The organism is Nocardia sp. NPDC059180 (genome assembly GCF_042754945.1).
Lineage (GTDB): Bacteria > Actinomycetota > Actinomycetes > Mycobacteriales > Mycobacteriaceae > Nocardia.
In genome coordinates this window covers 36,733-56,732 of record NZ_JBHZBU010000006.1, presented here as the reverse complement: position 1 = coordinate 56,732, position 20,000 = coordinate 36,733, and the positions used below count along the sequence as shown (strand labels likewise).

At 66.6% G+C, this 20,000-nt stretch carries 20 protein-coding genes; 10 read left to right on the top strand and 10 right to left on the bottom strand.

The genetic code is table 11. From position 1 onward, the window contains the following. Positions 1-48 precede the first annotated feature (48 nt). The 5 genes from ACFXNW_RS19600 to ACFXNW_RS19580 form a co-directional block, all read right to left on the bottom strand. Positions 49-1,269 (bottom strand): FAD-dependent oxidoreductase, encoded by a 1,221-nt coding sequence (locus ACFXNW_RS19600; RefSeq protein WP_379419146.1) that lies wholly within the window; start codon positions 1,267-1,269, stop codon positions 49-51. Positions 1,270-1,444: 175 nt separating this feature from the next. After that, the gene (locus tag ACFXNW_RS19595) at positions 1,445-2,092 is read right to left on the bottom strand and encodes a PadR family transcriptional regulator (protein WP_379419145.1); all 648 of its coding nucleotides are present in this window, start codon (positions 2,090-2,092) and stop codon (positions 1,445-1,447) included. 176 nt (positions 2,093-2,268) lie between these two features. Beyond that, the gene (locus tag ACFXNW_RS19590; protein ID WP_379419144.1) at positions 2,269-4,305 is read right to left on the bottom strand and encodes an MDR family MFS transporter; all 2,037 of its coding nucleotides are present in this window, start codon (positions 4,303-4,305) and stop codon (positions 2,269-2,271) included. 97 nt (positions 4,306-4,402) lie between these two features. Continuing rightward, positions 4,403-5,560, bottom strand: a complete 1,158-nt coding sequence (locus ACFXNW_RS19585; protein WP_379419143.1) for an alpha/beta hydrolase family protein — start codon at positions 5,558-5,560, stop codon at positions 4,403-4,405. A 263-nt stretch (positions 5,561-5,823) separates the two neighbouring features. Then, positions 5,824-6,468: a TetR/AcrR family transcriptional regulator gene (locus ACFXNW_RS19580; RefSeq protein ID WP_379419142.1), complete on the bottom strand. Its 645-nt coding sequence runs from the start codon at positions 6,466-6,468 to the stop codon at positions 5,824-5,826. A 113-nt stretch (positions 6,469-6,581) separates the two neighbouring features. Here ACFXNW_RS19580 and ACFXNW_RS19575 point away from each other — a divergent pair, with 113 nt between their 5' ends. The 3 genes from ACFXNW_RS19575 (at position 6,582) to ACFXNW_RS19565 (ending at position 9,514) form a co-directional block, all read left to right on the top strand. Then, the gene (locus ACFXNW_RS19575) at positions 6,582-6,872 is read left to right on the top strand and encodes a hypothetical protein (protein ID WP_379419141.1); all 291 of its coding nucleotides are present in this window, start codon (positions 6,582-6,584) and stop codon (positions 6,870-6,872) included. 179 nt (positions 6,873-7,051) lie between these two features. Next, positions 7,052-8,011, top strand: coding sequence for a sigma-70 family RNA polymerase sigma factor (locus tag ACFXNW_RS19570; protein ID WP_379419140.1), 960 nt, complete (start codon positions 7,052-7,054; stop codon positions 8,009-8,011). Positions 8,012-8,191: 180 nt separating this feature from the next. Further along, complete coding sequence (locus tag ACFXNW_RS19565) at positions 8,192-9,514, top strand: GDSL-type esterase/lipase family protein (RefSeq protein WP_379419139.1); 1,323 nt, start codon at positions 8,192-8,194, stop codon at positions 9,512-9,514. A gap of 30 nt (positions 9,515-9,544) precedes the next feature. Here the strand turns inward: ACFXNW_RS19565 and ACFXNW_RS19560 are convergent, their stop codons facing one another. Next, positions 9,545-10,450, bottom strand: coding sequence for a LysR family transcriptional regulator ArgP (locus ACFXNW_RS19560; protein ID WP_379419138.1), 906 nt, complete (start codon positions 10,448-10,450; stop codon positions 9,545-9,547). 69 nt (positions 10,451-10,519) lie between these two features. Here ACFXNW_RS19560 and ACFXNW_RS19555 point away from each other — a divergent pair, with 69 nt between their 5' ends. Next, positions 10,520-11,146: a LysE/ArgO family amino acid transporter gene (locus ACFXNW_RS19555; RefSeq protein ID WP_379419137.1), complete on the top strand. Its 627-nt coding sequence runs from the start codon at positions 10,520-10,522 to the stop codon at positions 11,144-11,146. A gap of 98 nt (positions 11,147-11,244) precedes the next feature. Here ACFXNW_RS19555 and ACFXNW_RS19550 read toward each other — a convergent pair whose 3' ends face one another. The 3 genes from ACFXNW_RS19550 to ACFXNW_RS19540 all read right to left on the bottom strand — a co-directional run bounded on the left by ACFXNW_RS19550 (position 11,245) and on the right by ACFXNW_RS19540 (position 14,348). Beyond that, complete coding sequence (locus ACFXNW_RS19550) at positions 11,245-12,498, bottom strand: cytochrome P450 (RefSeq protein WP_379419136.1); 1,254 nt, start codon at positions 12,496-12,498, stop codon at positions 11,245-11,247. 30 nt (positions 12,499-12,528) lie between these two features. Further along, positions 12,529-13,701, bottom strand: a complete 1,173-nt coding sequence (locus tag ACFXNW_RS19545; RefSeq protein WP_379419135.1) for an aminoglycoside phosphotransferase family protein — start codon at positions 13,699-13,701, stop codon at positions 12,529-12,531. Positions 13,702-13,916: 215 nt separating this feature from the next. Then, on the bottom strand, positions 13,917-14,348 hold the full coding sequence (locus ACFXNW_RS19540) for a hypothetical protein (protein ID WP_379419134.1): 432 nt from the start codon (positions 14,346-14,348) through the stop codon (positions 13,917-13,919). A gap of 95 nt (positions 14,349-14,443) precedes the next feature. Between ACFXNW_RS19540 and ACFXNW_RS19535 the strand changes: the two genes are divergently transcribed. Further along, positions 14,444-15,067 carry a MerR family transcriptional regulator gene (locus tag ACFXNW_RS19535; protein WP_379419133.1) on the top strand — a complete coding sequence of 208 codons (624 nt, stop codon included), beginning with the start codon at positions 14,444-14,446 and terminating at the stop codon, positions 15,065-15,067. 157 nt (positions 15,068-15,224) lie between these two features. Continuing rightward, positions 15,225-16,070, top strand: coding sequence for an aldo/keto reductase (locus tag ACFXNW_RS19530; RefSeq protein ID WP_379419132.1), 846 nt, complete (start codon positions 15,225-15,227; stop codon positions 16,068-16,070). 20 nt (positions 16,071-16,090) lie between these two features. Here ACFXNW_RS19530 and ACFXNW_RS19525 read toward each other — a convergent pair whose 3' ends face one another. Next, a complete protein-coding gene (locus tag ACFXNW_RS19525) occupies positions 16,091-16,246 on the bottom strand; it encodes a hypothetical protein (RefSeq protein ID WP_379419131.1) in 156 nt (51 codons plus the stop codon). A 43-nt stretch (positions 16,247-16,289) separates the two neighbouring features. Between ACFXNW_RS19525 and ACFXNW_RS19520 the strand changes: the two genes are divergently transcribed. The 4 genes from ACFXNW_RS19520 to ACFXNW_RS19505 all read left to right on the top strand — a co-directional run bounded on the left by ACFXNW_RS19520 (position 16,290) and on the right by ACFXNW_RS19505 (position 19,423). Then, positions 16,290-16,826 (top strand): DUF3558 domain-containing protein, encoded by a 537-nt coding sequence (locus ACFXNW_RS19520; protein WP_379419130.1) that lies wholly within the window; start codon positions 16,290-16,292, stop codon positions 16,824-16,826. A 67-nt stretch (positions 16,827-16,893) separates the two neighbouring features. After that, positions 16,894-17,289: a hypothetical protein gene (locus ACFXNW_RS19515; protein WP_379419129.1), complete on the top strand. Its 396-nt coding sequence runs from the start codon at positions 16,894-16,896 to the stop codon at positions 17,287-17,289. A 47-nt stretch (positions 17,290-17,336) separates the two neighbouring features. Beyond that, positions 17,337-18,644 carry a hypothetical protein gene (locus tag ACFXNW_RS19510; protein ID WP_379419128.1) on the top strand — a complete coding sequence of 436 codons (1,308 nt, stop codon included), beginning with the start codon at positions 17,337-17,339 and terminating at the stop codon, positions 18,642-18,644. Next, entirely contained in the window at positions 18,641-19,423 is a 783-nt protein-coding gene (locus ACFXNW_RS19505; RefSeq protein WP_379419127.1) for an ESX secretion-associated protein EspG, read from the top strand. Before ACFXNW_RS19510 ends, ACFXNW_RS19505 begins: the two co-directional genes overlap by 4 nt. The last annotated feature ends 577 nt before the right edge of the window (positions 19,424-20,000 follow it).

Genomic DNA, 20,000 nt, shown 5'->3' with positions numbered 1-20,000 from the left:
GAAAGGTGAACCGGCAGTGCGCCGGTCCACCTGACGCACGAGAAGCGATCAGCGCACTGCGCCGACCATCGCCTGCATTTCCGCCTGAACAGGCGCATCCCAATCGATGCGGTAGCGCTGCTCGGTACCCGAGGTCTTCTCGGGGTTCATCACGGTTTTCACCATGATCGGCATGAGCATCTGCATGATCTTGCGGGCGACCGGGCCGGGTGTTTTGGAGTGGTTGATCTTGGCGGCCCGGGCTGCGACACCTTCCACCCTGCTGCGCCGGAGCTGTTCGTAGGTGGCGAAAGCTTCGGTGGCAGTGGGCAGGTCCCGCAGGCACCGCGCCAGCTGGACCGCGCTTTCCACCGCCAGCGACGCACCCTGACCGGAGCTGTTGGACGGCGCGTGCACGGAATCGCCGACCAGCACCATGCGCCCGCGATACCAGTGCGGGACCGGCGGCATGATGTGCAGGGCCCCGGTGATCTGGAGCTGATCCGCGGTGGTGGCACGGGCCAGCTGACCGCCGGGGGTGTCCTCCGCGTAGGTCTCGCGCAGGATTTTCAACCAGCGCTCGGCTGGGATGGCGCGGGCATCGGTCAGCGACAGGTACTGCTTGTGCGGCAGGTTCGCACCCCACGCGATACGGCCCTGTCCCTCGGGCCAGTACAGGTAGTACGCGCGCTTGCCGAACGCGAAGACCATGGTTTCGGGCGGGGTGTCGATGGCGGCTTCGGTGAGCGCGCCGAATCCGAGCATGCCGGTGTAGGCCGGTCCCGGTGCGCCGGGATCAATCAGCTGGCGCACGGTGGAGCGGATGCCGTCGGCGCCGATCAGCACGTCGGCGGTAGCGGTGCTGCCGTCGGCGAAGTGGGCGGTGACGCCGTCGGCGTGTTCGTCCACGCCGACCAGCCGCTTATCGTATTCGAACGGCACACCGGCCTCGATCGCGTGATCGTGCAGCTCCCGGTGCAGTTCACTGCGGTCGACGACCTGTAGCGGCTCGACGTCGGACAGTGTCGGTACCGGCAGCCGCTTGCCGCCGACCGACAGATTCATCTTCGGGACGGGCACCGCGATCGCGCGAACGCGATCACCCGCGCCGACGACGTCGAGGGCCGCGAGACCGTTGGGCGCCAGCGCGAGCCCGCTGCCGATATTGAACGAGGGGCCGGAATAGGCCTCGCAGACGCGGGCATCGATACCCGCCTCGAGCAGTGCGGTAGCGGCCACGGGGCCTGCGATACCACCGCCGATGACCAGCGCGGAACGAATGGTGGACATGAGTAACTCCTGATGGGTCGCGTGTATACGGCGGACCACCCTGCGAATCACCCACCCGGTTATCCTGTGGTTGCCAAACTCTGGCCGGGTGTGCGAATGCGGGCACGGTCCGAGACGGTTCCCCGAGTTCGGCGGCGGTGTTGCCGCACCTCCGCCGGACTCGGTCTCGGTATTGCTACGGGTGTTGGTTGCCCCCCTCCATCAGATCGTCGACGTTGTCCTGATTCATGCCGTCGATATGCCAGTTGCGCCAGGCATCCTGTCCGGGGAACTCTCCGGCCGCCAGCTCGTCACGGAACGAGCGCGTCCAGGCCCGTTCGGCGTCCAGCATCGCCAGCCCGTATTCGGTCTCGACCATGAACAGCCGCGGCAGCGATCCGGAGGTCGCGTCGAATTCGGCGCGCACGGTGGCGATCTGCTCGTCGAGCGCGGCGAGCCTGTGGCCGAGGAGTTCGATGACCTCGTCCGGTGACAGGGCCGCGAGGATGGACAACCCGGCGACATATTGCCCCTGCTCGGGCTGTGGTTCGGCGATCAGTTCCCTGGTCCAGTCGATCAGTTCGGCGCGGCCGGCATCGGTGATCTGATAGATCACCCGCTCGGGCCGAGCGCCTTCGCGTTCACTGCCGACGATCTCGAGGAATCCGGCCTTGGCCATGTTCTGCACGACGGTGTAGAGCGAGCCCCATTTGATAGCCATATCGCGGTCTTTGCCGCGGTCGCGCAGGGTGGAGGCGATCTCGTATCGGTGCATGGGCCGCTCGATGATCACCGAGAGCACCGCAACGGCCAGCAGATTGCCGACCTTACGTTTGGCTGCCATGCACACCTCCTTACTCGTCTACGAATATACGTGGACGAGTAATCGGCTGGCAAGGGTCGATTGCGACCAGGGACCCGACAGCCCTTTGCCCAGGGATCCCACACGGCCGCTGCCCAGCAGGGATCGCGCAGCCTGCTGCCGAACAGAGATCGTGAATGTCCGATACCGAGCGACGCTCAGCGGACCGGAAGGAACTCCGACTCGTGCACGCCCTGGTCGAGCAGTTTGGTGGCAATGCTCTCCAGCGCCTGGTCGAGCAGCATCCGATCGGCGGGATCGGTGCGGTCCCAGTCGTCCAGCCGCACATCCAGCCAGCGCCGCCAGGCCGCCTTCACGCGGTCGATCTGGGCCTGCCCGGCGGTGGTGACGGTGAACAGGCGTCCGTCTTCAGCGATGTATCCGGCGTCGCGCACCTCGGCGAAGACCGGTGCGATGACCTCGTCGGGCAGCCGGTGCACACGCGCGATCGCCTCGATCGTGGCCTGTCCGCGAATCCTGTTGTGCAGATACACCTGGCCGAGCGCCCATGCCTGACCGCGAGTGAGGTCGGTGCCCGCGTCGGCCAGGATGACCGGACCGATCGGGCCTTCGGCACGTGCCGAGCGCATGGTCGTGGCGATGGCCCGTTCCAGCAGGACAACCCGATCGGAGGAGTCCGGCACCGAGAATCCTTCGCCGACATCGCCCGCGTCGGCGCGGACACTGTCACGCAACGGCACTTCCTTCAGGAACAAGGCGACGACGAATCCGACCAGTGCGACCGGAACAACCCACAGGAACACGTGGTCGATGGCCGCCGCGTACGCGTCGATGATCGGCGCGGCCAGCTCCGGTGGCAGCGTCCGCAGCGCTTCCGGGTTGGCGGCCACTTCGGGCGGCACCCCCGGCACCTGGGCCAGCGCGCCTGCCAGCTCGGGATCGAGCTTGTTGGTGTAGAGCGTGCCGAAGATGGCGGTGCCGAACGCACTGCCGAGGGTGCGGAAGAAGGTGACGCCGGAGGTGGCCGTGCCGAGTTGTGCGTACGGCACGGTGTTCTGCACGACGATCGTCAGTACCTGCATGGCCAGGCCGATACCGAGACCGAGGATCAGCATGTACAGCGATTCCTGCCAGATGCTGGTGTCGTGTCCCATCGTCGACATCAGGTACAGCCCGAGCGCCATCACCGCTGTCCCCGAGATCGGGAACCATCGGTAGTGCCCGGTTTTGCCGACGACCTGCCCGGACAGGATCGAGGTGGCGAACAGGCCGACCACCAGCGGGAGCGTGCGCACCCCCGACGCAGTGGCCGATACACCGTCGACGTATTGCAGATACGCGGGCAGATACGTCATCGAACCGAGCATCGCGAACCCGACGATGAAGCTGAGAATCGAGCACACCGTATAGACCTGACTGCGGAACAACCCCATCGGCAGCATCGGTTCTTCGGCCCGCAGTTCCACCGCGACGAACGCCGCCAACAGCACCGCCGCCGCCACGAACAGCCCGATGATCTGCACCGAACCCCACGGGTATTCGGTGCCACCCCATTCCAGGCCGAGGATCAGACTCGACACACCGAGCGCAACCAGTCCGATGCCCGCGTAGTCGATGATCGGCTTGGCGATGGCCTTGACGTGCGGGATGGTGCGCGCCGCCAGCACGATCATGATGATCGCGAGCGGCACGTTGACGTAGAAGCACCAGCGCCAGCTCGCATGGTCGGTGAACAGCCCGCCAAGGGTCGGGCCGATGACGGTGGTGACGCCGAAGACCGCACCGAGCGCACCTTGATACTTGCCGCGTTCACGCAGCGGGATGATGTCGGCGATCAGCGCCATCGAGGTGACCATGAGCCCGCCCGCGCCGATGCCCTGGACGGCGCGCGCGATGATCAACAGCAGCATCCCGTTGGCCAGCCCCGCGACCATCGAGCCGACGATGAAGATCAGCGCGCTGAGCTGGAAGATCAGCTTGCGCCCGAACAGATCACCGAGTTTGCCCGCCAGTGCCGTGGCCACCGCTTCGGCCAGCAGATACGAGGTGACCACCCACGCCATATGCCCGGCGCCGCCGAGATCGGCGACGATCGTCGGCAACGCGGTGGACACGATGGTCTGATCCAGCGCGGCCATCAACATGCCGAGCACGATCGTCGCGAAGACGACATTGGTCTTGGCCCGGCTCATCGGCTCGGGGGCCCGCTGCGCGACTGCGACCGCACCGCTCATCGGCTCAGTATGGGCCGTGTCGTCGCCTCCAGGAAGGCAGCGACACGGCAGCGAATGCGGGCAGACGCCCGATCACCGGAAGTGTCGGCCGGGCCCGTCAGCGCACAGTGGTGATTTCGGGTTCTGCCGGCTTCTTGTCGAGAAGGGTGTCTTTGCGCTCGAGCAGGAACTTGTCGAACATGGCGGCGACGTAGTTGCGGACCAGGGTGGAGGCGCGGTCGGCGGCGATGGGGCCGATGTAGGTTTTCGCGGCGTCGCGGGCGAGGGTGGGCACGATGAGTGGGAAGTCGGTGTAGTCGTAGTGCGCAGAATCCCGCATGGTCAGCTGACGTTTCCAGCCGGTGGAGTTGCGCCAGAACTCGTCCAGCGAGGGGTGGGCGTCGCCGACCTCTTCGGCTTGTTCGCTCGTCATCACCAGCACGGGACGGTCGACGCCTTCGGTGACCGACTTTCCGAACGCCGCGTCGACACCGATCTGCCCATCGAGATTCACCGCGGCGTCGATGCGGCGGTCAAGGTGCATCGACTCGACCGCGACGTATCCGCCGGATGAATGCCCGACCATGCCGATGCGGTCCGGGTCGAGGGCTTTATCGAGTCCAGCGGGCAGCTTGCGCTGTTCTGCGTCGGGGTTCGTGCCGCGCGCCAAGCGCTCCAGCGAATCGAGCACGAAGCGGACATCGGGCAGCCGGGCGTCGACGTACTTCTGCCGAAGCTCGGTGTCGAACGATTCGGCGCGCTCCCAGATCGCGAGGCGACCGCCGGGAAACTCGACGACAGGCGCCTCGTAGGTGTGGTCCATGGTCACCACCACGTACCCGCGGCTGGCCAGATCCTCGGCCAATCCGTTGCCGAGCAACCGGGTGACTCCCGCACCCGGGCTGTACAGGATCACCGGATGCTCGCCCTCGGCGACGGGAGCGTCGGTGTAGGAGTTGGTGTGCAATCCCGGCAGCTCGACGCCGAACTGCTTCTCCAGCGCCGGAATCAGCTCGGTCGAGGCGTAATGCGCCCGTGGATGGCCGTCGACCTTCGCCGCCGGATAGAACACCGACACCATCAGCTCTCGCGAGCGGTCCGGCTTGAACGGGTCGGGGCGCTTCTCGTCGACCAGATGCAGAACCGTTGTGCCGACGGGGGATTCACCGCCCGGTCGCGGGAGCACGGTCACTCCGACCGGTTCCGCGGCGGTGACGGCGATATCGGTCGCCAGCACTGCGACAGCGGACATGACGACGACGGCGATCCGACGCACCAACACTCCCCCTGGGTTCGATCGACGGCCGACACCGGCCGCCGGGTTGGACAGTAGCAGCAAAGAGGTTGCCGCACAGGGGATCAGAGCGGAGGTGGCCGACGCTGATCCTCGCGACCGGAGTACTCCGGCGATTCACCGCGCAGACGCGGGGCCGACGACGGGCCTACGCGCGACCAGCTGATATCTGCCGGGTTCCACGGGACTCGCCGGTGCAACGCGGCAGACCACCGATGCGCCGCCCAGCGGCCGGGTTTCACCGATCAGTGCACCGCATAGGAGCCGAGCGAGGGTTCGAGCGCATCGAAGGCGGTCGCGATATAACCGGCGAGCGCGGCGGCGATCTCGTCGTTGGATTGCCCGGCGAGGGTACGGCGCATGGTCTCATCGAACAGCACCCGGTGCACGCCGCCGAGCTGCGCCGCGGCGATGCGTGGGGCGATGTCGTCCTGGGCCGCGCCGGTTTCCTCGGCGAGAGTGCGGGCCAGCGCGGCCTCGCGTTCCTCATGGAATTCGCGCAGCCGCGCTACCAGGGCGGGGCTGGCGGTGATCATCTCGGCGAAGACCGGGCCGGAGAAGCCGACCACCGGGTCTTGCGCAGCAGCCGCCGCCGAATACGCGCGCCGCAGAGCCCCCATCGCGGATTCACCCGGCTCGCGTTCACGGACGGTGCGGGCGAGCTGGTCGACGAACACCTCCCCCAGGTCCAGCGCCAGATCCTCCTTGCGCGGGAAGTAGTTGGTCACCGTCATCTTGGCGACCTGCGCGGCGGCGGCCACCTCGGCGATCGTCACCTTGTCGAACCCGCGCTCCAGAAAGAGCAGGGTGGCCTGATGGGAGATGTTCTCCCTGGTCTGCTGCTTTTTCTTGGCACGAAGCCCCTGTGGCTCGACCGTCTCCGTCGTCATGCCACCCACACTACCTGATCTCGTCATAAATTTATGCTTGACATATTTTTAGGTTCGATATAACTTTGTTCTCGCGTCGCCACGGCGGCGCCGACAGTCGAAGGAGAACGCGCATGGCTCACGGCCCCGACAGCACTACCCGCCCCGCCGCCACCCACCGAAACGGAGCAGTCACCTTGGCCGACAAGTCCAGCCCGCAATCCGCGTTCGATACGGCGATCCGCCGGATGCTCACCGAAGGCACGCAACCACCTGTTCCCGCGTCCGCACCCAACGCCCGCCGCACCGACTTGACCATCCCGATCACCGGGCGCCGCCGGCAAGCGCGTGAGCAGCGCAGCGTTCGCCAGAGCCAGCAGTTCCGGGCGGTGCCACAGCGCCCACTGCGCATTCCGGGGCGCTGAGCAGATTGGCGGCGGGCTCCGGCGGGATAGATGATGCACCACCGCCGGCGCCCGACACCCTCGGTTGCGCCGAAACATCTCCCAGCTCACCGAAGCCGCCTGAGCACTCGCCGACCCGCCGCCGATCGCTCGCCGTGATTCGCCGAGCCGCGCACTCCCGACTCTCGAGAGGAACCGTTGTGACCACCCGTTGCCTCCCCTCCCGCCGCATCTCCTCCCCCACCCTCGGCACCGTCAGCGACGACCCGATCCGCGACTACCTGCGCAGTATCGGCCGTACACCTCTGCTCACCGCAGCGCAGGAAGTCGAACTGGCCGAGCGAATCGAGGCAGGCACCGTCGCCGAGCAGCGGCTCGACGAAGCAGATCGGCTGTCCGCCGAAGACCGTCGCGCCCTGCGCCGCGCGGCAATCGGCGGCGCGCGAGCGAAAGCGCAGATGATCGAGGCCAACCTCCGCCTGGTCGTCTCGATCGCCAAGCGCTACCCGACACCGACTGGCATGTCACTCCTGGACCTGGTGCAGGAGGGCACTCTCGGCCTGATCCGCGCGATCGAGAAGTTCGATCACCGGCGCGGATTGAAGCTGTCCACCTATGCCACCTGGTGGATCCGCCAAGCCATCGGCCGCGCCCTCGCCGACCAGGGCCGCACGATCCGCATCCCGGTCCACGTGGTCGACGTCCTCAACCGGGTCACCCGCACCCAGCGCACCCTGTCCCAGCAACTCGGCCACGACGCCACCGCCGCCGAGATCGCCGCTGACCTCGATATGACGGAATCCCAGGTCGTGGAGGTACTTCGGCACGCGAGGGACCCGATCTCCCTGCACACCCCCATCGGCGATGACGCCACCGAATACGGCACCCTCATCCCCGACGACAGCCCCGGCCCTGACGAGCTCGCCACCGCCGCGACCATCGGCATCCAACTACGCGCGATGCTCGGCGCCCTGTCCGACCGCGAGGCAGAGGTCCTCACCCTCCGCTACGGTCTCGACCACGGCGAGCCCCGCTCCCTTGCCGAAATCGGTGCTGCCCTGGGAGTTTCCCGCGAACGCGCCCGCCAGATCGAGGCGAAGGGGCTCTCGAAGCTTCGCACGCCGGGGCGGTCGAACATGCTGGCCGGGATGCTCGGCTAGTTGTCCGACCCGAGAGGCTGGTGACGCGGTCGGCTGGTGGGTGGCCTGCGAGTGCGGTGGCCGTGCACACCATAAGGCGCCGCTCGGGCGGCGAGCTCGGATAGTCGAATTCCAGCCCGCAATAGCGCCCGCTTCTTTAGTGTGACCCAGGGTTGAGGGTACTTCTACGAGGCGGTGGAGATGGTGCGGTCCGGGCGCGGGTTCTGGCGGGTGTCGTTCGCGGGCAGGTGGCTGGTGGCCGTCGTCGCGGCGGCGACGGTCGCGGTTCCGGTTACTGCGGCGGCGCAACCGTCCTGCGGTGGCTCGCATTGGGTGGGCAGTTGGATGGCCGCGCCCTCGGATTCGCTGAGCGCGGCCGATCCATCGCTGATCCCGCAGCTGTCGGTCTCGAACCAGACCTACCGCCTGGTGATCACCCCGCACCGTGGCGGTTCGTCGCTGCGGGTTCATCTGACGAACCGAACCCGCCCGGTGGCGGTCGAATTCGCGCACGTCACCATCGGCGTACACGCTGGTGGTGGAGCGCTGGTTCCCGGCACCGTGCGGGAGGTGAGCTTCGGCGGGCAGCCGGGTGTGACGGCGGGTCCGTGGAGTGATGTGGTGAGCGATCCGGTGGCGCTGGACTTCTGGGCGTTCCAGTCGCTGGCGGTGAGCGTGCATGTGCCAGGTCTAGCCGTGCTACCGACCGAGCACTTCAATGCCAACGCCACCAGCTACTACAGCCTCCCCTTCGCCGGCGACGCGACCGCAGACCTCACGGGATCGCGATTGCCGCTGCGGACCACGGCCATGCCGTTCGTCTCCGGACTCGATGTCCAAGCGCCCGCCGCGGTGTCGACGGTGGTGGCCTTCGGCGACTCGATCACCGACGGATACGTCTCGGCCAACTTGCTCGGCACGCCGCAGGACATGAGCGTGGTCGACCGCAATGTGCGGTACCCGGATTTCCTGCAACGTCGCATCGACGCAGCGGGTTTGCCGTTCAGCGTGGTCAACGCCGGTATCTCCGGAAACCGTGTCACCCGTGACGGTTTCATCCCGCAGTTCGGACCCGCCGCCGTGGCCCGCGTTCAGCAGGATGTGATCGACAAGGCCGGTGCGACCGATGTGATCATCCTCGAAGGCATCAACGACCTCGGCATTCCGATCGGCGCGAGCTACGAACAGCTCGTCGCCGGTTATACCGACCTGATCAATCGCCTGCACGCGGCGGGCCTGAAGGTGCACCTCGGCACCATCCTGCCCGCGAGCAACGCGCTCGCCGACGGCATGATCACCATCCCCCAGGCGAACCCGGTCCGGCAGCGCGTCAACACCTGGATCCGCAGTCAAACCCTCGCCGACAGCGTTATCGATTTCGACGCCGCACTGCGCGATCCCGTCAATCCCGACGTGCTCGACCCGCGCTATGCGGGCCCGGACAACCTGCATCCCAGCCCCGCCGGATACGCGGCGATGGCCGAAGCGATCGACCTGGACGCGTTCACCGGGCGCTGCCGCTGAGAGCTGCGCGGTTCAGCGCATCATGACCACTCAGCGCGCTGGGTGCAGGAACTCGGCAGCCGCTCGGGCGACGGTCTCGGCCACGAGCGCTAGTGCGGGCACGTCCAGCTTCCACTGCTGCCAGTACAGCGGCACATCCACCCACTTGCGACGGCCCAGCTCGATCAACGCGCCCGAGCGCACCAATGGCGCGGCTTGCTGGTCCGGGATCAGGCCCCAGCCGAGACCTGCGGTGACGGCATCGTAGAAGCCTTGCGAGGTCGGGATGTAATGGCGAAGGTGACCGGCGCCCGCGCGGCCGCCGGTCAGTGTCCGGACGAAGCGGTCCTGCAATTCGTCACGGCGGTCGTACACGATGACCGGCGCCTCCGGTAAGCACTGCCGCAGCTGCCCCGACGACAGGTGCCGTGCCACGAACTCCGGGTTCGCGACCGGCAGATACCGCGCCGAGCCCAGCTGCCGCACGGTGCAGCCGGCGATCGGCTCGGCCGACGAGGTCACCGCCGCCATCACCTGGCCCTCGCGCAGCAGCGTCGCGGTGTGCGATTCGTCCTCGCGATAGAGGTCGAAGCAGATCGGCGGGTCCTGCGGTACGCGGGTCAGCGCAGGCAGGAACCAGGTGGCCAGCGAGTCTCCGTTCACCGCGATCGACAATTGCGTCGGCCCCGACTCGTCCGCGATGCCCAACTCCCGCTGGGTATCTCGCTGCAAGGCCGCCAATTGGCGCGCGAACCTGACGATCACCTGACCGGATTCGGTGGGCCGCGCCGGCTTCGTGCGCATCAGCAGCACCCGGCCGGTGCGTTGTTCGAGCGCTTTGATGCGCTGGCTGACCGCCGAGGGAGTCACGTGTAGCGCGGCCGCGGCGGCGTCGAAGGTGCCCTCGCCGACGACGGCCAGCAACGTGCGCACCTGGTCGGCAGGAAGCTCTGACATCACAACAGCTAATGATAGTTAAGAAACTTTAGCTGTACTGATTCCGTAAATCTTCCTACCGTCGGACTCGTGAACAGCGGTTTCCTCCCAGCGGCGCTTGCCGGATTCGGTACTGGCCTGTCCCTCATCGTGGCGATCGGCGCACAGAACGCCTTCGTGCTGCGTCACTGCGCGCGTGGGCATGCCGTCTTGTCGGTAGTCGTCATCGCCGCCGTCTCCGATGCCATCCTCATCGCGCTAGGGGTAGCCGGGCTCGGCGCCGTGATCGGCGCATGGCCTTCCGCGCTCACCGTGATCGGCCTCGCCGGCGGCGCATTCCTGATCGGCTACGGCGCCATGGCCGCGCGGCGCGCCTGGCGACCAGCACTCGACAACGCCCTCCACAACACCAGCCCCACAGCAGTCACGGTCCGCGCCGCGGTCCTCACCTGCCTTGCCATGACCTGGCTCAACCCGCACGCCTACCTGGACACGGTGCTGCTGCTCGGCAGCGTCGCCGCCCAACGCGGTTCGCTACGCTGGATTTTCGGCCTAGGCGCCATGCTGGCCAGCCTGACCTGGTTTTTCACCCTCGGCTACGGCGCCCGCCTCCTCGGCCCCCTCCTGTCCCGCCCCGCCGCCTGGCGAGCAATCGACTCCCTCGTCGCCACCACCATGCTCGGAATGGGCGCCGCCCTGCTCATTCGAACTTTCTGACGCCGTCACCTACCTCCGCCCGCGCACGCGTCGGCAACCGTCTGGAATTTCTTGGCGACGGCAAGGGGTGAGGTCGGCCGCGAGGCCGCTGGGATCGTCTAGATATTCAGCGGAGCGGCGGGCGGGAAGGTGACGGGTAGTTCCGCCAGCGCGCGGTGGAAAGGCCCTGGTCGCCAAGCCGGTTCGTCGTCCGGGAGGTTGAGGCGCAGGTCGGGCAACGCGTCGAGGAGTTGATCGATCGCGTCCTGCGCGACCAGGTAGGCCAGGGATTGGGCCGGGCAGGCGTGCTGGCCCACGCCCCAGGCCAGATGGGAGCGGTTGCCGAGCAGTTCGCCGCTGCGTACCTCGGGGTCGTTGTTGCAGGCGGCCATGCTGATGACGACCGGTTGATGCGCCGGCAGCCAGACCTCGTCGATCAGGATCGGCTGACGTGGGTAGGTGATCAGCAGGTTCGCCAACGGCGGGTCGTTGAACAGCACCTCGTCCACAGCGTCGCGGGATGACAGGTTCCCGCCGAGGACGCTGCCGCCGAAGCGTTCATCGCGCAGGATCAGCAGCAAGGTGTTCGCGATCAGGTTCAGCTGGAACTCGATTCCGGTGCCGTAGACCTGTGAGACGTGATGCGATACCTCCACATCGTCCATCGCGGCCTCGTGCTGCAACAACACCGAGGTGATGTCGTTGTCCGGCTCGGCACGTTTGAGCGTCACCAGCTGCATCAGCGCCTCACCGAGCAGCTGGCTGCCCTTCTCGGCGTCGACGCCTTCGAGTAGGGCTGCCGTACCCGCCGCGACCTGCTGGCCGATCTGCGGTGGGCAGCCGAGCAGGAAATTGACCACGTCGAAGACAAGCGGAAAGACGTACTGGCTGATCAGATCCGCATGACCGTCGGCACAGAACGAGTTGATCAGCGGGACGGCGATGCCCTCCACTACCCCGTTGAGCGCGTACAGGTCGACATTGTCGATGCTCGCGGTGATGGCCTGCCGGTATCGCACGAAATCGGCGCCCGTGCTCCGGCTCGCCATCGGCCGCCACTCCAGCAGCGGCAGGATCGGGCAGTCTGCCGGGATGTTCTGCTGCCAGGCGCGCGGGTCGGCGGGAAAGTGGCCAGGATCGTTGAGAATGCGCACCGCGGTGCTGTAGCCGAGCACCAAGGTCGCGGGCACGTCCGGCGCCAGCTCCACCGGGGCCAGGGAACCGTAGCGACTGCGCATTTCCCGGTAGTGGTGGTGCGGATCGTTGGCGAATTCGGGCGTGTACAGCGGCACTCGCGGATCGTCGGCGACGGTCGGCGCCCCGTGGACGACCGGACACGCGGTGGCCTGCGCCCAGGGGTTGGCGGTACTCACGTAGGAAGTCCAGGCCTTTCGCAATGTTGGTCAGACACCGAGGGCATCCAACGACTCGTGATCGTCCAGTGCGGTGGTGATGCGTTCGAGCAGCGTCAAGCAGGTCTCGACCGACTGCATCTGCGGCTGGTACGCCGCGCGGCCGATGGTGAAAGCCCATGCCGCGTAAGCGAACATGGACTGCTGCCGGTAGGCCAGCCACGCCTCGTCGAATGACGGCGCCGAGCCCTTGACCTGGGCCAGTTCGTCCAGATAGGCCGCCAGCAGTTCCCGATCCCACGCGCGCCGGTCGTCTGGTTCGCACCCGGAGTTGACGGTATAGGCGAAATCGTGCGCCCAGCCGCCCCGCATGACGACTTGCCAGTCGACGAAACCCATTCGGCCGGAACCGGTCACATAGGTCTGCCCGATATGTGGATCACCGTGCAGCAGGGTCGGGGGTAGATCGTTGGTGGCCATGTCGATGGCCCGCTCGACACCGGCCCACAACCGTTCGCTCTGTCCGCGCAGCGATTCGGGAACGACTTCTTCGGCGCGCGCCAACCCGATCGCGCAACGTTTCTTCATGTCGATCGCGGCGAGGTAGGCCTGGAGCATGTAGCTCGGGGTGTTGAGGGCCTCGACCGCCGGATGCTCCCAGAAGGTGCCGTGCAGGCGCGCGAGATTGCGCACCAGATCTTCGATCTGATGCCGTTGTACCGGGGTGTTCGGCTCGATGAACGTCGCCTCGCGGGTGGCGGCGATGTCCTCCATCAGAGCGATGGAGCGCCAGGACGAATCGTCGGCGGCGCCCCAATATCCGACCGGCGCTTCCATGTCGACCTCGGGCCGGAAGTCACGGAAGAAGCGGGTTTCGCCGGTGATCATCTTGCCGCCGCCGAGCAGAATGCGCTGGCTGAACGCTGTTGTCGTCTTGGCGAACAGTTCGGTGGGCAGTCCGGCCTGCACGCCCTCGTCGTTGTACTCGACTCTGATCGCGACTCGGGTGGAGGTGCCGCGGCTGCCGTTGGAGGTCTCGAACGACACCACCTCGGCGCCGGGCACATCGCGGCACAGGACCGACGTCAGCCAGGCCGGCGTGATCGTTTCCCCGGACACCGGCACGTCGTCGATGGTTCGCGCCTTCGGCCGGAAGAGCTTCTCCCCCAGGATGTGTCCGCCGACCGCCATAGATCGTCCGAGTAGCCAGAGCTTGTGGTTCATTCGCTTGCCTCGATTTCCGAATCATGACGAACTGGTCCGAGCGGCCGACCTCGAGTGCACGGGGCCCGGACGACAGTACGCGAGTCGAGCGAAAAATCCCTCCTGACAACGTATTAAGACTGACCGCCCCGTTTGTTGGGGTGCATACGTGCCCGGCGATCAGAGCGCCAGTGGACCGCGACCTGCGCGCGACTTCCGAGCACCGATCGAACCGTTCAGAACCGGTCGATCCCGGCAACGAGCGTCGCGATCCCCGACACCGACAGCCCGGTGACCAGCAGCGTCGCCCCCAGCCACACGCTCGCGATCATCCGATTCGGCCGCTGCGGGTCGCGTCCGAGCACCGAAAGGAAGAACCCGAGCGGCATCAGGATGGCGGCGACCAGCACGGCGATCGCGCCACCGTTGGACCAGCCCGGGCTCGCGCCCGCCGCATTGCCGAGTACCGCGAGCAGCACGCCGAGCATCACCAGCACCCCGGCATGCGCATGACCTGCCCGGAAGAAGGATTTCTGGAGGTCATTGGTCTCGTGGGCGCCGGTGAAGACGCGCAGCAGGAAGGTGCCGCCGAAGGCGATCGTGACGACGGAAAGGATGGTCGCTCCGAGCGCAATGCTCATGAACGGGGTGATCAGCGTGGTGTTCATGGTCGCTCCTGCGTTCCATTGGATAGTTCAACTACCCAATAATGGATAGCTGTACTATCCAATGTCAAGGGCGAGTCGGAGAAGGAGCAGACGCGATGCTGATGTCGGAGCTGGCCACGCGCACCGGTGTGCCGGTGCCGACGATCAAGTACTACCTGCGCGAGGGCGTGCTCACGCCCGGTCGCGCCACCAGCGCAACGCGCGCGGAATACGGCGAACCGCACGTCGAGCGGATCGCCTTGGTGAAGGCACTCTCCGGACACGGGCTGTCGCTTGCGAAGATCAAAGCGATTGTCGGCCTGATCGATTCACCGGAAGCGTCCCTGCTCGAGGCGCTCGGTGCGGCGACCTCCGCCCTTCCCCCGGCATCCGAATCCGCCGCCGACACCGATTACCCCCGCGCCCGAGCCGCGTTCGCCACGCTCGGCCGCCCCCTGCCCGCCGACCTCCCCGCCGTCGCGCAGTTCGAGCAGGCCCTCACCGACGCCGAAGCCGCAGGCCTGCCCATGGACGAAGACCGCCTGCGCGCCTATTCCCCCCACATCACCGCGATCGCCGCCTACGAAATCGACCGCATGCCGCTCGAGTCCCCGGCCGCCGCCATCGAGTACGCCGTCCTCGGCACCGTCCTCTACGAACCCATCCTCGCTGCGCTTCGCCGCATCATCCACGCCGAACTCACCGCCGAGCGCCTGGCATCCCACCTCGGCAACGGCTGAAAACAGCCGCTCACCAGCGCCTCGGTTTCGGCCTCCGACACCTCCCGTTGATACCCACCTCGGGACCAGCGCCGCACGGGAAACGCCTGCCCCTTCCCGTCGCGGCCGATGTGGCGTGCAATGGGCAGAGGACCGATCCGTCGAAAGGAGCTTCACCGTGGAGACTGTGACCCTCAACAACGGTGTCGAGATGCCGGCTCTCGGCTTCGGCGTCTACCAGATCCCCGACAGCGAGACCGAGAAGGCCGTGACCGACGCTCTCGCGGCTGGTTACCGGCTCATCGATACCGCCTCCGGATACCGCAACGAAGAGGCGGTGGGGCACGCGATCGCGGCCTGTGGCATCCCCCGTGCGGAACTGTTCGTCACCACCAAGCTGTGGGTCCAGGACCCTGGCGAGGACAACACCAAGCGCGCCTTCGAGAAATCCCTGCGGCGACTCGGCCTGGACTATGTGGACCTGTACCTGATCCATCAGCCATTCGGCGACTACTACAGCGAATGGCGGGCGATGCAGGATTTGCACCGCCAGGGTGTGATTCGCGCGATCGGGGTATCGAACTTCTATCCTGATCGGCTCGTCGATCTCATCGAACACAACGATGTCGCCCCCGCGATCAATCAGATCGAAACCCATCCGTTCTTCCAGCGCCACGACTACCAGCAGCTCATGGGCGAGCTCGGCGTGCAGATCGAGTCGTGGGGACCGTTCGCCGAGGGCAGGAACAACTTGTTCACCGACCCCGTTCTGACGGCCGTCGCCCAGCAGCACGGCAAGTCCGTCGCGCAGGTTGTGCTGCGTTGGCTCGTGCAGCGCGGTGTTGTCGTGATTCCGAAGTCGGTCCGCCCAGACCGGATGGCGGAGAACCTGGAGGTCTTCGACTTCACGCTCACCGAGGCCGAGATGGCCCGCATCGCCACCCTCGATACCGGCGCATCGTTGTTCTTCGACCACCGCGATCCCACGATGGTCCGCCAACTCGGTACCGCCCGAGTCGACTGACCGCCGGCACGTTCTGTCACCTAGGTCGCCGACATCATGACCGGATCGTCGCGCAGAACGCCGACCAGGTGGATGCCGTCGGCCCCGATCCTGGACGGCAGATCGGGTGGAACCGGATCGCGGTAAGGTGCGTCATATTCAGTGAGGGTCTTTCGCACCGAAAGCAGGAGGGGCATGCGTACCGCGAGTAGTGCACGTAGAGGGGTCGCGGTTCGCGCGATGTTGGTCGGGGCGGCGGCGGTGGGGCTGGTTGCCGGGTGCTCGACGTCGGTGGATGGGGAGCCTGCGGCGCAGGGGCAGAGTGAGACGACGCGGGAGCAGACGGTGCAGTGGAATCCCTGCACTGAGCTGTCGGACGAGGCGTTGCGGGCGACCCAGGTGGACCCTGCATCGAAGGGGACTGTCACGGACGCACCGAGTGGGGACGTGACCTACCGGATCTGCCGCTGGGATTCGACCGAGGGCCCCTACGTCGTAAACGTCGGATCCTCGACGTATACGCAAGCAGACGCTCGTGCAAACACCAAGCTCTCCGGCCTACAAGAGGTTCAGATCGGCCCCCGCGCCGGTCTGACCTACGGCGAGAAGTCGGATGAGGACCGTCTGACTTGCTGGGTGAACCTTCCATGGGAGAAGGGGACGCTCGAAGTGTCCGTCGGCTGGTTCTACAGCGAGCGTGACTCGATGCCCCAGTCTCCACCATGTGACCTCGCCGTCCAGCATGCGACCGAGCTCGAGCCGTATCTGCCCGCATGACCCCGAACACAAGAACGATTTGCCACGGCGAGAACGAACTGTTGTGTGAGTGTTTCGGGAGGGAACAATGACCACACCCGGCGACCCAAAATTGACTGGGATGATCGACCACTGGAAAACGCTAAAGACTCAGGCCGAGAACGGCGAGCTACGCATGGACTCGGAGATCGGGAACGCCCTGAAGGGCCGAGCCGATGCGATGCTCACGGCACTTAACAAGATGATTGGCGACACCAAACAACTCGAGCATGTTTCAGGTTTCGGCACTCTGAAGTCGGCGGAAGCGCTGCGGGGAAAGTTCGCGGCAAAAGCGACCACCGATGACGATTCTGCGCAAAAGCGGCTCCAGGAGAGCATCGACATCGTCACTCTCATGAGCGAGACGTACGAGCTCTCCATCCGCCGGATCGAAGAAACAGACCAGTCCACCGCCGGTGTACTGGGACAGACGGGGGCGCAGTAAGTATGGGTCTTGGTTTCACCGACTGGGTCACCAACGTCAGTAGTTTCGTGAGCAACCCTGTCGGAACGACTATCCAGTTCATTGGGTTCGGCGAGGCAGGCGACAACAAGGAAGACGACAAGCAGCGGTCCGACGACCAGAAGGCAAAGTGGGACGCCGACCGCGCAATCGTCAATACCGAGTGGGCGGGTCTACTCGGCGAATACGGCAGTGATCAATTCGCTGGTCGCGTCATCACCGAGAAAGACCCATTCGAAACGATGTCGCATCAGGAGATCTACGACGGCGTAAAGGACGTCGATCCTGGTCTGATCAATACCAAAGCTGACGGTTGGCGCAACCTCACGACAGCCGCACGCGACGCCGCCGGCGTCTTCTCCAAAGGCGTAGAAGACGACATCACCGCCCATTGGAACGGCCAATCCGGCACCGCCGCAATCGAAGGCACCCGCGCTTTCGCAACATCGTTCACACAGCTCGCAGCCAGTTTCCAAATGGTGGCGCACGGCCTCGACTTGATGGAAGGCCATCTGGCGCAAGCCAAGAACTCCGTCGGCAAGCCCGACAACGAAACCTTCGGTGACAAAGTCATCAACGCCCTGCCGTTTCAAAGCGTCGTCAAAGGCCCCGAATACCGCGCGACCGAGGCGCAGGAAAGCGCCCGTCTCGTCATGACCACGTATTACCGACCGGGCGCCGAGGATGTCGACGGCCATACCCCGAACCTCCCGAAACCGAAGAACCCCGTCGACGACAAGGAGGAGGGCTGGAAGCCTCCTGTCAATCCCCCGGGTGGTGGCGGGCCCGGAACGGGCGGCGGCGGGGGCACCGGCGGCGGAGACGGTGGGGGCAACGACAACGAAGAGGGCGGCGACGATACCGAGGAAGAGTCGAACCCCACCGACGACACCTCGGACGACACCACCCCGGAGTCGACCACACCGTCCTCCACCACGCCAGCTTCCACGACTCCTGCGAGCACCACGCCGACCTCGGATCTCCCGCGCGGCGGCACGTCCGGCCTCCCCGGCGGTGTGGGCACCGGTGGCATGGGCTCAGGCTCAGGTGGCGGCGGTTTGCCGTCGACTCCGGGTATGGGCCGCAGCCTGCCCGGCGGCGGCGCGGGCGCGCAGGGCAAGGCGGCGGCCGGGTCGACGGGCGCGGGTACCGGCGCCGGGCGCGGCGGACGCATGGGTATGCCGGGCATGGGCGGCATGCCGGGCGGACGCGGCGGCGGAAAAGGCGAGGACGACGATGAGCACAAGACCCCCGACTACCTGGTCTACGACCACGGCGACGAGCTGCTCGGCAGTCAGCCGCCCGCGCTCCCGCCGGGCGGAGTGATCGGCGGATGAGCGAATCACGTTGGCGGATGGACGGTTTGATGTTCACCCTGGCGGTGAACGCGTTCGGCCGCGACCGGTTGCCCTACCCGATCAAATGGGAACCGGAACGCCGCGACCCCGCCGAACCGATCCCCTACGACGAGTACGAGCAGATGCGCAGGGAGGCAAGCCAGCGCCTGGCCGGTATCGCCGATCAGCGCCTGCACCACGCGATCTCCACGCTGCTCGAGCCGGAGGTCCGGGTCGAGGTGCACGGCTTCGTCGGCCAGGATTTCCGCCAGGTGGTGCGCATCCACGCGGGCATGACGGATCGGGCGGCGGCCATGGCGGTCCAATTACCCGGCCCCACACAGGCATACGGCCGCGACGTGATCCTGTCGGTGCTGCCACCGCAAGCACTGGCAGGTCAGATCGTGGCGCACCTACCCAAATGCGCGGGCGGTAAATACGAAGGCCTCCGCGCGCGCAGTTCGGACGTGGGCCGAGTGGAGTACGCCCAGCACCCCACCCGCCTGTCCCTCACCGAAAAGATCGACCGCATCGTGCGCCGCCCCCGCTCCAGCCTCGGCGAGATAGGCGTCTACGCGGGCCCCGCCATCGACTCCCGCCCCACCCCCGACGTCCGCGGCTTCCACTGGATGGACTACCACCCCGCCGACGGCCGCTACCTCCTCCAACACCACCCCCACGAAGAATTCACCCTCGCCCCCGCCCCACCAGAAGAAATCCTCCGAGCCCTCCACCACACCATCACCACCACCCGCCGCCCCACCACCCCAACCTGGTGAGCTGACCCCCGAGCGGCACATGAAGCAGCCGACACGCCGCAAACCCCTGCCTGATGTACCACTCGCGGGCGAGGCCGAGGGGTTGCGAGGCCTGCGCGCACTTTCGCGGCCGCCTCGCCGGCCGGCGAGGCGGTTCACGAGGGAGGCCGTTCGCGAAGGGGACATGAGACTGGCGACACGCCGATATCGCCTGTCTGATGTCCCCCTCGTGGGTGAGGCTGCCGGGCTGGGGTGGCGGTGATCGCGCGGATCGGATGGAGATTCACCGCTGACGCCGGTCGGGGTGGCGATCTCGCGCGCCTACCTGCCGACAGCCACCACGCGCCAACTGGCGGCCATGTTGCGGGAGCAACGCGGCTGACCCTGTCCGTCGGCGGTGGCGCGCTTGCGTTGGGCAGACGTTCCCCGGCCGGTTCAGCGCGGCGCCGAATACGAAGCGGGGCAGCGCGGCTGACCCCGTCGGCGGTCGCGAGCTTGCGTTCGGCAGACGTTCCCCGGCCGGTTCAGCGCGGCGCCGAATACGAAGCGGGGCAGCGCGGCTGACCCCGTCGGCGGTCGCGAGCTTGCGTTCGGCAGA

What these genes read in the sequence shown, in the direction of transcription:
- ACFXNW_RS19600 (WP_379419146.1), bottom strand. Translation starts at nt 1,269, where the DNA reads ATGTCCACCATTCGTTCCGCGCTGGTCATCGGCGGTGGTATCGCAGGC.
- ACFXNW_RS19595 (WP_379419145.1), bottom strand. Translation starts at nt 2,092, where the DNA reads ATGGCAGCCAAACGTAAGGTCGGCAATCTGCTGGCCGTTGCGGTGCTC.
- ACFXNW_RS19590 (WP_379419144.1), bottom strand. Translation starts at nt 4,305, where the DNA reads ATGAGCGGTGCGGTCGCAGTCGCGCAGCGGGCCCCCGAGCCGATGAGC.
- ACFXNW_RS19580 (WP_379419142.1), bottom strand. Translation starts at nt 6,468, where the DNA reads ATGACGACGGAGACGGTCGAGCCACAGGGGCTTCGTGCCAAGAAAAAG.
- ACFXNW_RS19575 (WP_379419141.1), top strand. Translation starts at nt 6,582, where the DNA reads ATGGCTCACGGCCCCGACAGCACTACCCGCCCCGCCGCCACCCACCGA.
- ACFXNW_RS19565 (WP_379419139.1), top strand. Translation starts at nt 8,192, where the DNA reads ATGGTGCGGTCCGGGCGCGGGTTCTGGCGGGTGTCGTTCGCGGGCAGG.
- ACFXNW_RS19560 (WP_379419138.1), bottom strand. Translation starts at nt 10,450, where the DNA reads ATGTCAGAGCTTCCTGCCGACCAGGTGCGCACGTTGCTGGCCGTCGTC.
- ACFXNW_RS19545 (WP_379419135.1), bottom strand. Translation starts at nt 13,701, where the DNA reads ATGAACCACAAGCTCTGGCTACTCGGACGATCTATGGCGGTCGGCGGA.
- ACFXNW_RS19540 (WP_379419134.1), bottom strand. Translation starts at nt 14,348, where the DNA reads ATGAACACCACGCTGATCACCCCGTTCATGAGCATTGCGCTCGGAGCG.
- ACFXNW_RS19535 (WP_379419133.1), top strand. Translation starts at nt 14,444, where the DNA reads ATGCTGATGTCGGAGCTGGCCACGCGCACCGGTGTGCCGGTGCCGACG.
- ACFXNW_RS19525 (WP_379419131.1), bottom strand. Translation starts at nt 16,246, where the DNA reads ATGCCCCTCCTGCTTTCGGTGCGAAAGACCCTCACTGAATATGACGCA.
- ACFXNW_RS19520 (WP_379419130.1), top strand. Translation starts at nt 16,290, where the DNA reads ATGTTGGTCGGGGCGGCGGCGGTGGGGCTGGTTGCCGGGTGCTCGACG.
- ACFXNW_RS19515 (WP_379419129.1), top strand. Translation starts at nt 16,894, where the DNA reads ATGACCACACCCGGCGACCCAAAATTGACTGGGATGATCGACCACTGG.
- ACFXNW_RS19505 (WP_379419127.1), top strand. Translation starts at nt 18,641, where the DNA reads ATGAGCGAATCACGTTGGCGGATGGACGGTTTGATGTTCACCCTGGCG.